This is a genomic window from Streptomyces sp. NPDC020958 (assembly GCF_055562175.1).
Window position 1 is genome coordinate 52,190 of sequence record NZ_JBVHFU010000012.1, and the last position, 14,016, is coordinate 66,205.

Sequence of the window (14,016 nt, forward strand, 5' to 3'; positions counted from 1 at the left end):
GCGGTGCTGTCAGGAGAGGGTGAAGTCGTCGGCGTCGACGGCGGACTGGCCGTACCAGCCGTGGACGAAGACGGTGACCGTGCCGCTGCTGCCGGTCGTGAAGCTCACCGACAGCTGGTTCCAGCTCGTGCCGTTCGACCAGGTGCTCGCGGTGGCACCACCGCTGACACCGATGTACGCGTACGGCCCCTGCACCCAACCGGTCAGCTTGTACGCGGTGTTGGGGGACAGGGTGATCGTCTGGTCGCACTCGCCGGTGCCGCTGGAGCTGGGGGTGACCTGCAGAGCGTGGCTCCCGCTGCGGACCGGAGCGGACACCACCGAGCTGCCGCCCGTGCAGGTCCAGGGGGAGAGGGAGCCGGTCTCGAAGCCCGCGTTGGTGAGCGAGCCGCCGCCGCCACCGCCGCCGGTGGTGACCGTGAGCGTGTAGGTCGCGCTGTGGCTGCCGCTCGCGGCGGTGCCGGTGACGGTGATCGGATAGCTGCCCGCGGCCACGGACGAGCCGACGGCCGCGGTCAGCGTCGAACCGCCGCCGGACGTCACGGACGCGGGGCTGAAGGACACGCTGACACCGGAGGGCGCGCCGGAGGCCGAGAGGGCGACGGACTCGGCGCTGCCGGAGGTGACGGCGGTGGTGACGCTCGCGGTCGCCGAACCGCCCCGTACCACCGAGGCACTGGCCGGGGACACGGCGAGCGAGAAGTCGGTGGTGGTGCCTCCGCCGCCCGAGCCGCCCTGGTAGGGCACGAACGCGTCGGTGAACGCGAGACTGTTCTGGCTGATCTCACTGCACGTGGGCAGCGAGTTGGCGGTGCCGCCGCAGGGCTGGTCCCGGTTGGCCGACCAGAACGACAGCCGTCCGACACCGTTCTGCGCGGCGAAGCTCTCCACCGTCCGGGCGTCTGCGAGCGTGAAGGTGGACCCGTCGTCGTTCTTGCCGATCATCGGCGTGATGCCGAGGTCGGCGTAGGTGTAGCCCGGGTCGACGGACTGCATCTGCGCCAGGGTGGCCCGGGCCGCGGAGACGGCGGCCTGGCCCATCTCGGTGCCGGTGCCCGCGTAGTAGTCCATGGTCATGAGATTGACCACGTCGATCCTGAGGCCCGCGTTCTTCGCGGCCTTGAGGATGTTGACGCCGTCCGCGGTCAGCCCGCTGGTCAGCACCGGCAGGGTCATGGAGAACCGCAGGTTCGGGTTGGCCGCCTTCAGGTCCTTCATCGCCTGCATCTGACGGGCCGCGGCGGCGGTGTCGGCGATCGCCGCGCCCTCGACGTCGAAGTCGAGCTGGGTGACGCCGTAGTCGTCGATGATCGCCTGGTATCCGGCGTCGATGCTGCTCTGGGTGGCGCAGGTCCAGGCGAGCGGTTCGCCGCTCGCCCCGCCGGAGGAGACGATGACGGACGCCCCCTCGGACCGCGCCCTGGCGATCTCGGGGTCGGTGTAGGGGTCGTTGCCGACGGGGAGCGTGTCTCCCCATATCTGGGTGCAGCCCTCGCCGAGCACGAAGGCCGCCGTGTAGGCCTTGAGCCCGTGGCCGGTGACGGCCGTGTCGAGCAGTCCTTCCTGACCGTTCGACATGTCGACGTAGGGAGCCACGGAGTAGACGCTGTTCGCCGCGGCGCTGCCGGCGGGGGCCAGCGCCACGGTGACGCCGGTGGCCGCGAGTGCGAGCGCACACGCGGAGGCTGCCATTCTTGCCAAGGACATGACATTCGCCCCTTTCGGGACGCCCATCGGGGCGGAGGGGTGGGGGTGGGCCGGAGCGGTTTGGTACATACCAAAGCGCCGGAAGTCCCCTCCGTCAAGAGGACTAGACCAACGAGAGTCCGGCTCTGCCCGCCGATCGGTCGCCCGGCTCCGCCCGCCGATCGGCCGCTCCGTCTCTCAGGCGGACCGCTCCGGCACGGCCGTCTCGCCCCGGCGGAACATCACCAGGGCCGCCCAGGCCATGGCGGCCAGCGGGATGACACCCGAGACGATCACCTGACCCCGGCTGGAGACCAGGGAGTTCGGCGTGCCCAGCAGATAGCCGAGGCCGATGCAGCTGCGGGACAGCGCCTGGAAGCAGGCCCAGGCGCTGCCGTGCACCTCGGCCGGTACCCGTGAGTGCACCGCGTTGCGCAGGCCGACGTTGCAGGCGCCGTTGCCGAAGCCCGCCAGCAGGAACAGCGGGAAGATCACCGCGGCGACCGGGAGGAGGCCGGCGAAGAGCAGGCCGAGCCCCATGCCCATGATGCCGCCGACGATCAACAGGGTGTGCCGGTCCGACCAGCCCGCGCGGCCCGCCAGCAGCGCGCCCGGCACGGAGCCAAGGGCCCAGGTGGCCAGGAAGAGGCCGAAGACGGTGTCGTTGCCATGGACGACGTCCCGCAGGTAGTAGACGCCCGCGACGTTCTCGATGCTGGTGGCCAGGATCGCCGCGGCCAGGGCCGGCATCAGCGTGCCCACCACCGGCGCGTCGCGCAGCGCCCGGTAGCCGTCCGCGAGCCTGGTGGCGGGACGGCGGCCGATCGCCACGTCCACGGTGCCCGGAACGGCCAGCATGGTGCAGCCCGCCAGGACGAGGAAGGACGCCGCGTCCACCGCGAGCAGCACGGGCGTGCCCCACTGGGAGTTCAGAAAGCCGGCCAGGGGAGGACCCGCCAGCCCGGCGACGGACAGGCCCGCAGTCAGCAGGCTGTTCGCCCGGCCCGTGTGCTTCTCGCCGGCCACGGCGGGCAGCATCTTGAACCCGGCGGCCACCGAGGCCACTCCGGCCAGGCACGACAGCGCGATCAGCGCCACCTTCACGTGGAACCCGCCGATCCCGGTGGCCGCACCGAGGGCGAGGGCCTGGACCAGCAACGCCCACAGGCACACCGCTCGCGCACTGAACCGGTCCACCACGGAACCGATCAACGGCGCCGCGAGCACCGTGGGAATGAGCTCGGCGAGCATCACCTCGGTCACGCCGAACCGGATGTCCCGGTCCGCCGCGTGCAGCACCAGACCCAGTGAGGCGAGCGTGTCACCCAGACGGGAGAACAGTGTTCCCGCGATGAGCACCTGTGCGGCGACCGGCATCCCGGCACCCGGGCGCAGCGCGGCGAACGGCGCTCTCCGCGTCTTTTCCGTGTCCAATCCAGTCCAATCCGTGCGCCTGCCGGTCCTATTCATCCCGCTCCCGCATCAGATTAGGCCCGCTCTCCCGCCGGGAGAGCGTCCACCGGCCACCGGCACGGGCCACTTCCCGGCCATTGCGTGCCCGCCGTGACCGTGGCGGGGTCCTAATTTCTCAGCTCAGAACGGCACTTCACGGAAGGTCCACACATGTTCCACACCAACTCCCGCAGGTGCCGGGCCTGGACGGGTCGTCCCGATGTCCCACGGAGAGCTGTAAAGCCTGGTTTTCGGCCAATCGCTGGAGTTGCGGCGGCCTTGGCCGCCGAAGCGGAAAGCGCCGTCTGTTCACGCGGAGTTGTCGGCGTCGGCCGGGTGAATGTCCGGAAAATGCCGGGGCAATGAGGCGTGCAATTCCCCGAGGGTGGAGAAAAGGAGCGAAACCGGTGTCCCGGCTCGAAAGCGAAGTGCCGTGAAAGGGCTCGGTCCGCGGGAGGGGGTCCGGGACCCGCTCCTGGTCGCTGTGGACGGCCCGGACGGCCCGGACGGCTCCGGCGCCCGCCGGGCGCGAACCGTGACCTGTCTGCCGGTGTCACGTCGAGACACAACCGTTGCGGAACGGCGTCCGGCCGCCGCCGCGCCCCCATCGGGCCGCTTCGGCCCAGGTCACACCCCCGGGCGCCGCCGCCCTCCGCCCCGGAACCGGCTGTTCCCCCGGCCGCCTGCGTCGGCGGCCGTGCCGGATCTCTTGACGCGCCCCTGATCGGAGTATTAACTCACGTCCTAAATTAAGCCGTGAGGGGCTTCGGGAGCCGACCCGCGTGAAGCCCTCTCGGGGTTCTCCACTCCCGGAAAGGCACAGCTGGAGCCATGCGCAGCATCCGAGCCGCGGCCGTAGGCGCCGTCACCCTGTCTCTCGCCCTCGCGGCCACGGCCTGCGGTGGCGGTTCGTCCACGGGGGGCGGGTCGAACGACTCCCCGAAGACGCTCACCTACTGGGCCTCCAACCAGGGCGCCAGCATCGAGGTCGACAAGAAGGTGCTCCAGCCGGAGCTCGACAAGTTCCAGAAGCAGACCGGCATCAAGGTCAAGCTGGAGGTCGTGCCCTGGTCGGACCTGCTCAACCGGATCCTGACCGCGACCACCTCGGGCCAGGGCCCCGACGTGCTGAACATCGGCAACACCTGGAGCGCCTCGCTGCAGGCGACGGGTGCGCTGCTGCCCTGGGACGCGAAGAACTTCGCGAAGATCGGCGGCAAGGACCGCTTCGTCGACTCCGCCCTCGGCTCCACCGGCGCCGAGGGCAAGGACCCGGCCGCGGTACCGCTGTACTCGATGGCGTACGCGCTCTACTACAACAAGAAGATCTTCGCCGACGCCGGCATCGCCAAGCCCCCGGCCACCTGGGACGAGTTGATCGCCGACGGGAAGAAGATATCGGCGAAGGGCAAGTCGGTGCTCGGCGCCGAGGGCGGCAACGTCTCGGAGAACATCCACCACGTCTTCGTCTTCGCCAAGCAGCACGGCGCCGACTTCTTCACCTCCGACGGCAAGCCGGACTTCACCAACGACAAGATCGTCGCCGCGGTCAAGCAGTACGTCGACCTGATGGCCAAGGACAAGGTCATCCCGACCGGTGACGCCGAGTACGCGCAGAACCAGTCGGTGAGCGACTTCGCCAAGGGCAAGCAGGCCATGCTGCTGTGGCAGTCGGCCTCCTCCAACCTCACGTCGCAGGGCATGAGCGACAGCGACTACGGCATCGCCCCGGTGCCCGTGCAGTCCGGCACCCCCGGCACCGGCACCCAGGTCAACTCGATGGTCGCCGGCATCAACCTGGCGGTCTTCAAGAACACCAAGAACCTCGACGGCGCGACCGAGTTCGTGAAGTTCATGACCAGCGACGACGAGCAGAAGATTCTCAACACCGCCTACAGCTCCATCCCGCCGGTCAAGACCGCCCAAGGGGCCGCGGCCTTCAGCACCCCCGCCAACTCCGTCCTGAAGAACACCCTCGCCACCAGCGCCGCGGCGCTGCCCCAGGTGGCGGCGGAGTCGCAGTTCGAGACCACCGTCGGTACGGCCGTGAAGAACCTGTTCGCCGACGCCGCCGCCGGCCGCGCCATCACCACCGACTCCGTCAAGGCCGAGCTGGAGAAGGCCCAGCAGCAGATGCCGGCGGCCTGAGCACCATGACGACCACCACCACCGCTGTGCACGAACCGGCGCGGGTGAACTCCCCCGGGGCGGCGGGCGGCTCGGGCCGCCGCCCCGGGCGGATCCGCCGCATCGGACTGCCCTACCTGCTGCTCCTGCCCGCCCTGCTCCTCGAACTCCTCGTCCATCTCGTCCCGATGGTCATCGGCGTCGTGATGAGCTTCAAGGAGCTCACCCAGTTCTACATCCGCGACTGGACCACCGCTCCCTGGGCCGGGTTCGACAACTACAAGCTCTCGGTCGAGTTCAACGCCCCCATCGGCAAGGCCCTGCTGCACTCGTTCGTCGTCACCGTCGCCTTCACCCTGCTCTCCGTGGGCCTGTGCTGGCTGATCGGCACCGCGGCCGCGGTGTTCATGCAGGACACCTTCAGGGGCCGCGGCCTGCTGCGCGCCCTGTTCCTGGTGCCGTACGCACTTCCCGTCTACGCGGCCGTCATCACCTGGGTGTTCATGTTCCAGCACGACAACGGCCTGGTGAACCACGTCCTGCACGACCAGCTGCACCTCACCGACAAGCCCTCCTTCTGGCTGATCGGCGACAACAGCTTCTGGGCCCTGCTCATCGTGTCGGTGTGGAAGGGCTGGCCGTTCGCCTTCCTGATCGTGATGGCGGGCCTCCAGAACATCCCCCGGGAGCTGTACGAGGCGGCCGCCCTGGACGGCGCGGGCCTGTGGCAGCAGATCCGCCGGATCACCCTGCCGTCGCTGCGCCCGGTCAACCAGGTGCTCGTCCTGGTCCTGTTCCTGTGGACGTTCAACGACTTCAACACGCCGTACGTGCTGTTCGGGAAGTCCGCGCCGGAGGCCGCCGACCTCATCTCGGTCCACATCTACCAGGCCTCCTTCGTCACCTGGAACTTCGGCACCGGCTCGGCCATGTCCGTGCTCCTGCTGCTCTTCCTGCTGGTGGTGACCGGCGGGTACCTGGTGTTCACCTCGCGCGGACGGAGGACCTCGGATGTCTAGCTCGCCCATGGCCCCGCCACGGTCCTTTCTCTGGTCCCGGCGGATCTTCCTCACGCTGCTCACCGGGTTCGTGCTGGTCCCCGTGTACGTGATGATCTCCAGCTCGCTGAAGCCGCTCTCGGACGTCACCGGCAAGTTCCGCTGGCTGCCGAGCGGCCTGACGATCCGCCCGTACATCGACATCTGGTCGACGATCCCGCTCGCCCGGTACTTCGTGAACTCGCTGATCGTGTCGGTCGCGGCCACCGTCTGCTCGGTCGTCGTCGCGGTGTTCGCCGCCTACGCGGTGAGCCGCTACGAGTTCCGCGGCAAACGCGTCTTCACGGTCACCGTGCTGTCCACGCAGATGTTCCCGGGCATCCTCTTCCTACTGCCCCTGTTCCTCCTGTACGTCAACATCGGCAACGCCACCGGCATCGCCCTGTTCGGCTCCCGCGGCGGCCTGATCCTCACCTACCTGACGTTCTCGCTGCCGTTCTCGATCTGGATGCTGATCGGGTACTTCGACTCGGTCCCGCGGGATCTGGACGAGGCGGCGCTGGTGGACGGCTGCGGGCCGCTCGGCGCGCTGCTGCGGATCGTCGTGCCCGCCGCGATCCCCGGCATCGTCGCGGTCGCCGTCTACGCCTTCATGACCGCCTGGGGCGAAGTGCTGTTCGCGTCGGTGATGACCAACGACACCACCCGCACCCTGGCCGTCGGCCTCCAGGGCTACTCCACGCTCAACAACGTGTACTGGAACCAGATCATGGCCGCCTCGCTGGTGGTCAGCGTTCCCGTCGTGGCCGGCTTCCTGCTCCTCCAGCGCTACCTCGTCGCCGGGCTGACCGCCGGCGCCGTCAAGTGACCCCGCCCAGTTCCGAGAGGACCCACGTGACCATCGACCTCGCCGCACTCCCGCACGACTTCCTGTGGGGCACGGCAACCGCGGCGTACCAGATCGAGGGAGCCGTCGCCGAGGACGGCCGTGCACCCTCCATCTGGGACACCTTCTCGCACACCCCGGGGAAGATCGCAGGCGACGACAACGGCGACGTCGCCTGCGACCACTACCACCGCTGGCGCGGGGACATCGGCCTGATGCGGCAACTGGGCGCCAACGCCTACCGGCTGTCGGTCGCCTGGCCGCGCGTGCGGCCCGGCGGGGACGGCCCGGTCAACGCCAAGGGGCTCGACTTCTACGACGAGCTGATCGACGCCCTGCTGGCGGCCGGCATCACCCCGTCGGTCACCCTCTACCACTGGGACCTGCCGCAGGCCCTCCAGGACCGGGGCGGCTGGCCCGAGCGTGCGACCGCCGAGCACTTCGCCGCGTACGCCTCCGTGGTCGCGGAGCGCCTCGGTGACCGGGTCAAGCTCTGGACCACGCTCAACGAGCCGTCCTGCTCCGCCTGGATCGGCCACCTGGAGGGCACGATGGCCCCCGGCTGGACCGACCTCACGGCCGCCGTCCGGGCCTCCTACCACCTGCTCCTCGGCCACGGCCTGGCCGCCCAGGCGATCCGGGCCGCCGCCCCCGGCGCCGAGGTCGGCATCGTCAACAACCTCTCCACCGTGTTCGCCGCCACGGACCGTCCCGAGGACGCGGAGGCCGTCCGCCGCCACGACGGGCACGTCAACCGCTGGTGGCTGGACCCGGTGCACGGCCGCGGCTTCCCGGCCGACATGGTCGAGACCTACGGCGTCGAACTCCCCGAGCGCGCCGGCGACCTGGAGGCCATCGCCACCCCGCTCGACTGGCTGGGCCTGAACTACTACTTCCCGGCGTACGTCGAGAACGACCCGGACGGCCCCGCGCCCTACGCCCGTTCGGTCCACCGCCCCGGCGTGCCGCGCACCGGCATGGACTGGGAGATCGACGCGAGCGGCATCGAGACGCTGCTGCTGCGCCTCACCGAGGAGTACGGCGCCCGCAAGATCTACGTGACCGAGAACGGCTCGGCCTACCCGGACGTGGTCCGCCCCGACGGCACGATCGACGACCCCGAGCGCCAGGAGTACCTGGTCGGCCACCTCGCGGCGTGCGCCTCGGCGGCCCGCAAGGGGGCTCCGCTGGCGGGTTACTTCGCCTGGTCGCTGCTGGACAACTTCGAGTGGGCGTACGGCTACGCCAAGCGCTTCGGCCTGGTCCACGTCGACTACGACACCCAGGTCCGCACCATCAAGGGCAGCGGCCACCGGTACGCGGACATCATCCGCGCCCACCGAACCCGGACCAGAAAGGCGGCCTGACGCCGACCACGTCCCGCGTACGCTGCGTCAGCGTACGAGCACATTCCGTGGACAGTACGCCGAGCTCTCCGTCACTCTGGGTGAGTTGATCGCGGGAACGTACCTGGAGGTGGCCGCGGATGACCGACGAAGTGGACGAGAGTGACGGCGACGACGTGACGGGCTGCGAGGTGGAGCGCGAACCCGATCCCTCCGACAGCCTGCGCACCTTCGGGGCCGTCGTCCACGCCCTGCGGGAGCACGCCGGGTACAGCAGGGCCGAGTTCGCCGAGCTGGTGCGGTACTCCAAGCACACGGTCGCGTCCGTGGAGCTGGGAAGGCGGATGCCGGACCGGGCGCTGGTGGAGCGGGCCGAGGAAGTGCTCGGGGACACCGGGGCGTTACGGAAGGCGGCCCAGTTCCTGACGCGCGGCGACACCGGGCTGGCGGCGTGGTTCCGGCGATGGGCCCGGCTGGAGCGGATCGCGGTCAGCCTGTGTACCTACGAGTGCAGGCTGGTGCCGGGGCTGCTCCAGTCGGACGGATACGCGCGGGCCGTGTTCGACGGCACCATTCCGGTGGTCACGGACGAGGGGCTGGAGAACCTGCTCGACGTGCGGATGAAGCGGCAGCGCATGCTGTACGAGCGGCCGACGGTGCCGTTCAGCTTCATCGTCGAAGAGCACGTGTTCCTGCGGCGGTTCGGGGGCGCCGAGCAGATGCGCGCCCTGTACGACCACGTGCTGGAGCGGGCCGCACTGCGTAACGTGACGCTTCAGATCGTGCCGTTGGGGGCGGGGTTGCATGCGTGTCTCGACGGGCCGTTGCAACTCTTGGAAACGCCGGAAGGGCGGCGCTTCGCGTACTCCGAAGGGCAGCAGAACGGGCGGCTGATCGGTGACGTGAAAGAGGTGAGCCTGCTCCAGCAGCGCTATGACACACTGCGCTCGCAGGCCCTCAATCCCACAGAATCGCAGGGCTTGTTGAAGCGACTGCGAGGAGAACTATGAGCACCACGGAACTCGCCTGGTTCAAGTCCAGCCACAGCGGCAGCCAGGGAGACAGCTGCATCGAGGTCGCTGTCACCGAACAGGCCGTCTGCATAAGGGACTCCAAGGATGTGTCCCGCCCGCACTTCGCCGTGGGCCGGGACGGTTGGGCGGAGTTCGTGGGGTGGTCCGCCAGGCGTTAATGCATATGATGCGCAAGTGCATGGCATCAGCATCAGGGCGGCGACCCCCGACGACCTCGACGGCGCGCGGGCCGTCATGCTCGACACCGTCTACCGGGACTTCGGGACCGGGTACGTGCCCCGGTGGCACGGGGACATCGTCGATCCCGCCGCGGCCTACCTCGCCTCCCCTCGGCACACGCTGCTGGTAGCGGTCGACGGGGGCGGGCGGGTGGTCGGTAGCGGGGCGCTCGACTCGCGGGGCCCCGCCCATCCGCCCAACCCGCGGGAGTTGGCCGACCGGTACCCGTCGGGGGAGACCGCTCAGTTGCGGCGGCTGTACGTGCGGCCCGAGTTCCGGCGGCACGGAATCGCCCGGCGACTGGTCGCCGAACTCGTCGACTTCGCCGTCGCCGACGGCGGGTACCGGGCCGTGTACCTGCACACCGACCCCGCCGTGCCCGGCGCCGAGGCGTTCTGGCGGTCCCTCGGGAAGGTCGTGCTCGACGAGCGCGAGGAGCCGGGCGGAGGGCAGGGGATCGTGCACTTCGAGGTGCCGATGCCGGGGGCGGTGCGACGGCTTGATGAAAATGATTGTCATGTAGGGTGGTGATCGTCTTCGTCCGCACCCCCGTCGCACCGAACCGAGGAACATGTCGCTCCCGCGCCCCACGCGCCGTCCCCGGCTACTCACCGCCCTGTTGCTCACCCCGCTGCTCACCGGCTGCTTCGCCGAGTCGGGCGCCGGTCCGGCCGCCGAAGGCAAGGCGGGCGGCGACGGCACCCGGCTCCGGGTCGCCCTCGCCTTCCCGCCCGCCGAACGCCTCTCGCCGTACGGCGACGACGCTACGATCCTCACCCGCCTCGGCGTCACCGAAGGGCTGACCTCGCTCGACGCCAACGGCACCGCCGCACCCGCCCTCGCCGAGTCCTGGCGCAGGGAAGGGCCGCGCAGGTGGGTGTTCACCCTGCGCGAGGCCGAGTTCCAGGACGGCACCGACGTCACCCCGGCCGCCGTCGCCGCCGCCCTCACCCACGCCACCCGGGCGAAGCCCGCCCCGGCCGCCCTGGCCGGCGTCACCCTCACCGCCGAGGCCGGGGGCGACCACGCGGTGCGCGTCACCACCGGCGCGCCCGACCCCGTACTCCCGCTGCGGCTGTCCAGCCCCGGCCTCGCCGTCCTCGCCCCGAAGGCCTACGGGGCGAAGGGCGGCGTCGACCCGGTCGGCGCCGGCACCGGTCCCTTCGAACTCACCGAGGTCACCGGCTCCACCGCCGCCACCCTCGACCGGTACGACGACTACTGGGGCGGCCGCGCCCAGACCGCCGGCCTCGACGTCCGCTTCGTCGCCGACGGCACCGCCCGCGCCAACGCCCTGCGCACCGGCGACGTCGACATCGCCGAGGCGATCCCGGTGGCCCAGGCCGCCACCCTGGACGCGGACATGCGGCGCGAGACCGCCACCACCCGCACCACCAGCCTCCTCCTCAACTCCGGGTCCGGTCCCTTCACGAGCGCCGGACTGCGTGCCGCCGCCCGCGCCGCCGTCGACACCTCCGCACTCGCCAAGGGCGTGTACGAGGGGCACGCCGACGCCGGAGCCGGGATCTACGGGCCCGCCGTGACCTGGGCCGCGGCGGGGCGCGGCCGGCCCGTGGGGCGCGCGAGGGCGACGCGGCCCGACGGCACCGCCGTCACCCTCGCCACCTACGACAACCGGCCCGAACTCCCCGAGGTGGCCCAGGTGCTGAAGCAGCAGCTGGAGAAGGCGGGGTTCGCCGTCAGGCTCGTCGTACGCGACTACTCACGGCTGGAGAGCGACGCCCTCGCCGGGAAGTTCGACGCGTTCGTGCTCGCCCGCAACACCCTCGTGGACACCGGCGACCCGGTCGCCGTCCTCGCCTCCGACCACACCTGCGACGGCGGCTACAACCTCGCCCGGCTGTGCGACACCGGGGTCGACCGGGCCGTGGCCGAGGCGGAGGCCACCGCCGACACCGGGAAGCGGCAGCACGCGGCGCTGGCCGCCGAGGCGCGGATCCTCCGGACCGACGCCGTCGTCCCGCTGGTCCACCAGCGCGTGATCACCGGCGTCGGCGCCGGGGTGAAGGGCGTGCGCCTCGACCCGTACGAGCGGGTCCTCGTCGGGACCGGGACGCGGCGCTGACCCATGCCGACCCTGCTGTGGCGGGCCGTGCTCGCGATCGTCCTGGTGTGCGGGATCGGGGTGCTGCCCTGGCTCGCGGGCACCGACCCGGCGCTCACCGTCCTCAAGGCGCGCTCCCAGGACCGCGACCCCACGCCCGAGGTGCTCGCCGACATCCGTACCCGACTCGGCCTGGACAAGGGCCCGTTCCACCTCCTCGCCGACTGGGCGGGCGGGCTGGCGCACGGTGACGCCGGACGGTCGTGGATCTCCGGCGGGGACGTGACGCCGGCCGTCCTCCCGGCGCTCGGCGCCTCCCTGCTGCTGATGACGGTCGCCCTCGCGATCGCCGTCTGCACAGCCTCCCTGGTGTGCGCCCGCACGCTGCGGACCGGCGGCACCCGGCGCTCCGGCGGCACCGGCTCCGCCGTGCTCGCCACGCTGCCCGAGTTCCTCACCGCCTCCGTCCTCGCCACCGTCGTCGGCGTCCAGCTCGGCTGGCTGCCCGCCCTCGGCTGGTACGGCCCCCGGTGGACGCTGCTGCCCGCCCTGGCCCTCGGCCTGCCCGCGGGCGCCGTCCTCGGCCGGCTCCTCGACGACCTGCTGCCCGGCGCCTTCGCCGAACCCTGGGCCAGGGCCGCGGCCGCCCGCGGCATGCCCCGGCACCGCGTCGCACGCCAGGCACTGCGGCGCTCCCTGCCCGGACTCCTGCCCAACCTCGGCCTGTTCGTCGTCGGCCTCACCGGCGGAGCCGTCGCCGTGGAGCAGGTCTTCGACATCCCGGGACTCGGCCGCACCACCCTCCAGGCGGCCCTCGCCCAGGACCTGCCCGTCCTCCAGGCCGGCACCCTGGCCCTCCTGTTGCTCGCCACGGCCACCGCGCTCGCCATCCGTCCCCTGGTACACCTGCTCGTCGGGCCCGCCCTGCGCGACGGGGCGCTGCCCGCCCTGCAGCGGCCCGCCGCACCCGCCCGCCGGGCCGCCCCCGTCGCCCTGGCCGCGGTACTCCTCGCGGTCGTCGTCACCGGACTGCCCCGCGACCCCCTGGCCCTCGACACGGCCGAACGGCTCCGACCCCCTTCCCCCGGGCACCCGTTCGGGACCGACGCGCTGGGTCGCGACCTGCTGGCCCGGGTGGCGCACGGCGCCCTCGGCACCCTGCTGCTCGCCCTGGCGATCAGCGCCGCCGCCCTGCTCACCGGAGTGCTCCTCGGGCTGCTGCCCAGGTTCTCGGGACCGCTCGTCGACACCGTCAACGCCGTCCCGCCCGTCCTGGCCGCGCTGTTGGTCACGGCGGTCGCCGGCGGCGGACCCGGCACCGCCGCCGGCGCCGTCGCGGCCGTCGCCTGGGCGCCGCTCGCCGCCCACACCGCCGCGCTGCTCCGGCAGGAACGCGCCACCCTGCACGTCACCGCCACCGCCGCCCTGGGCGCCGGGCGCCGGTACCTGCTCCGCCGTGACCTGCTGCCCGCCGTCCTGCCGCCCGTCGTCCGGCACGCCCTGCTCCGGCTCCCCGGCGTCGCGCTCGCCCTCGCCTCGCTCGGCTTCCTCGGGCTCGGCGCCCAGCCGCCGTCCCCGGAGTGGGGTCGGCTCCTCGCCGAGAACCAGCCGTACGCCGAGCGCGCCCCCTGGGCGGTCCTCGCCCCCGCCGCCGTACTCGCCCTGCTGGGCGCGCTGGCCGTGACCGCGGCCGCGTCCGCCGAAGGCGCCCGGGCGTCACGGAAGTCCGCATGAGCCCGCTGCCCCGCCGCCCTGTTGGTCGTCCTGCTCACCCTCGGCCGGATGCTCGTCGCCCCCGTCGCCCGTGCCCGGGTGCCCGACCTCGCCGAGGACGGCCGCCTCGGCCTCTACACCGGTGCGCTCTCCTCGGTCTCGGGGCTGATCGTCCGGCTCGGCAACGCGGGGACCGGCACGCCGCTGGACACGGCGTGGCTGCCGCCGGCCGGGGTGACCGCTGTGGCGGTGGTGCTGTCGCCGAGGGCGGGAGGGGTGGCGACGGCCCGGTCCCGGGTGCGGGTGCGCGGGGGCTGGTCGCGCAGTTCCCCGCGCCCCTAAGGGGCGCCGTCCCCGCGCCCTTGAGGGCCGCCGCCGTCCCCGCGCGCCTGAGGGGTGCCGCGCCCGCGCGCCTGAGGGGTGCCGCGCCCGCGCGCCTGAGGGGCGTCGTCCCTGCGCGCCTGAGGGGTGCCGCGCCTGCGCGCCTGAG

Annotated in this window: 11 protein-coding genes and 1 pseudogene; 10 read left to right on the forward strand and 2 right to left on the reverse strand. The window is 71.9% G+C overall.

Features of this window, described 5'->3' with window-relative positions:
• Positions 1 to 9: 9 nt before the first annotated feature.
• Positions 10 to 1,707 carry a carbohydrate binding domain-containing protein gene (locus ACZ3KP_RS29135; protein ID WP_467502906.1) on the reverse strand — a complete coding sequence of 566 codons (1,698 nt, stop codon included), beginning with the start codon at positions 1,705 to 1,707 and terminating at the stop codon, positions 10 to 12.
• Between the two features lie 177 nt (positions 1,708 to 1,884).
• Positions 1,885 to 3,063, reverse strand: coding sequence for an MFS transporter (locus tag ACZ3KP_RS29140; RefSeq protein WP_467502908.1), 1,179 nt, complete (start codon positions 3,061 to 3,063; stop codon positions 1,885 to 1,887).
• A 906-nt stretch (positions 3,064 to 3,969) separates the two neighbouring features.
• On the opposite strand from ACZ3KP_RS29140, the gene ACZ3KP_RS29145 reads away from it, so the two are divergent.
• The 10 genes and pseudogenes from ACZ3KP_RS29145 to ACZ3KP_RS29190 form a co-directional block, all read left to right on the forward strand.
• Entirely contained in the window at positions 3,970 to 5,286 is a 1,317-nt protein-coding gene (locus ACZ3KP_RS29145) for an ABC transporter substrate-binding protein (RefSeq protein WP_467502910.1), read from the forward strand.
• A gap of 5 nt (positions 5,287 to 5,291) precedes the next feature.
• Positions 5,292 to 6,284, forward strand: coding sequence for a carbohydrate ABC transporter permease (locus ACZ3KP_RS29150; RefSeq protein WP_467502912.1), 993 nt, complete (start codon positions 5,292 to 5,294; stop codon positions 6,282 to 6,284).
• Positions 6,285 to 6,291: 7 nt separating this feature from the next.
• Positions 6,292 to 7,131, forward strand: a complete 840-nt coding sequence (locus ACZ3KP_RS29155) for a carbohydrate ABC transporter permease (RefSeq protein WP_360564661.1) — start codon at positions 6,292 to 6,294, stop codon at positions 7,129 to 7,131.
• Positions 7,132 to 7,157: 26 nt separating this feature from the next.
• Positions 7,158 to 8,516 (forward strand): GH1 family beta-glucosidase, encoded by a 1,359-nt coding sequence (locus ACZ3KP_RS29160; protein WP_467502914.1) that lies wholly within the window; start codon positions 7,158 to 7,160, stop codon positions 8,514 to 8,516.
• Between the two features lie 119 nt (positions 8,517 to 8,635).
• Positions 8,636 to 9,505, forward strand: coding sequence for a helix-turn-helix domain-containing protein (locus ACZ3KP_RS29165; protein WP_467502916.1), 870 nt, complete (start codon positions 8,636 to 8,638; stop codon positions 9,503 to 9,505).
• Positions 9,502 to 9,687 carry a DUF397 domain-containing protein gene (locus ACZ3KP_RS29170; RefSeq protein ID WP_467502917.1) on the forward strand — a complete coding sequence of 62 codons (186 nt, stop codon included), beginning with the start codon at positions 9,502 to 9,504 and terminating at the stop codon, positions 9,685 to 9,687. The genes ACZ3KP_RS29165 and ACZ3KP_RS29170 overlap by 4 nt, the downstream gene beginning before the upstream one ends.
• A gap of 76 nt (positions 9,688 to 9,763) precedes the next feature.
• On the forward strand, positions 9,764 to 10,279 hold the full coding sequence (locus ACZ3KP_RS29175) for a GNAT family N-acetyltransferase (RefSeq protein WP_467503161.1): 516 nt from the start codon (positions 9,764 to 9,766) through the stop codon (positions 10,277 to 10,279).
• A 40-nt stretch (positions 10,280 to 10,319) separates the two neighbouring features.
• Positions 10,320 to 11,834: an ABC transporter substrate-binding protein gene (locus ACZ3KP_RS29180; RefSeq protein WP_467502919.1), complete on the forward strand. Its 1,515-nt coding sequence runs from the start codon at positions 10,320 to 10,322 to the stop codon at positions 11,832 to 11,834.
• A gap of 3 nt (positions 11,835 to 11,837) precedes the next feature.
• Entirely contained in the window at positions 11,838 to 13,547 is a 1,710-nt protein-coding gene (locus tag ACZ3KP_RS29185; RefSeq protein WP_467502921.1) for an ABC transporter permease subunit, read from the forward strand.
• A 9-nt stretch (positions 13,548 to 13,556) separates the two neighbouring features.
• Positions 13,557 to 13,868, forward strand: a pseudogene (locus ACZ3KP_RS29190) (MFS transporter); the annotation flags it as partial.
• Between the last annotated feature and the right edge of the window lie 148 nt (positions 13,869 to 14,016).

What these genes read in the sequence shown, in the direction of transcription:
- ACZ3KP_RS29140 (WP_467502908.1), bottom strand. Translation starts at nt 3,063, where the DNA reads ATGCCGGTCGCCGCACAGGTGCTCATCGCGGGAACACTGTTCTCCCGT.
- ACZ3KP_RS29155 (WP_360564661.1), top strand. Translation starts at nt 6,292, where the DNA reads ATGGCCCCGCCACGGTCCTTTCTCTGGTCCCGGCGGATCTTCCTCACG.
- ACZ3KP_RS29150 (WP_467502912.1), top strand. Translation starts at nt 5,292, where the DNA reads ATGACGACCACCACCACCGCTGTGCACGAACCGGCGCGGGTGAACTCC.
- ACZ3KP_RS29145 (WP_467502910.1), top strand. Translation starts at nt 3,970, where the DNA reads ATGCGCAGCATCCGAGCCGCGGCCGTAGGCGCCGTCACCCTGTCTCTC.
- ACZ3KP_RS29165 (WP_467502916.1), top strand. Translation starts at nt 8,636, where the DNA reads ATGACCGACGAAGTGGACGAGAGTGACGGCGACGACGTGACGGGCTGC.
- ACZ3KP_RS29180 (WP_467502919.1), top strand. Translation starts at nt 10,320, where the DNA reads ATGTCGCTCCCGCGCCCCACGCGCCGTCCCCGGCTACTCACCGCCCTG.
- ACZ3KP_RS29185 (WP_467502921.1), top strand. Translation starts at nt 11,838, where the DNA reads ATGCCGACCCTGCTGTGGCGGGCCGTGCTCGCGATCGTCCTGGTGTGC.
- ACZ3KP_RS29170 (WP_467502917.1), top strand. Translation starts at nt 9,502, where the DNA reads ATGAGCACCACGGAACTCGCCTGGTTCAAGTCCAGCCACAGCGGCAGC.
- ACZ3KP_RS29135 (WP_467502906.1), bottom strand. Translation starts at nt 1,707, where the DNA reads ATGTCCTTGGCAAGAATGGCAGCCTCCGCGTGTGCGCTCGCACTCGCG.
- ACZ3KP_RS29175 (WP_467503161.1), top strand. Translation starts at nt 9,764, where the DNA reads ATGCTCGACACCGTCTACCGGGACTTCGGGACCGGGTACGTGCCCCGG.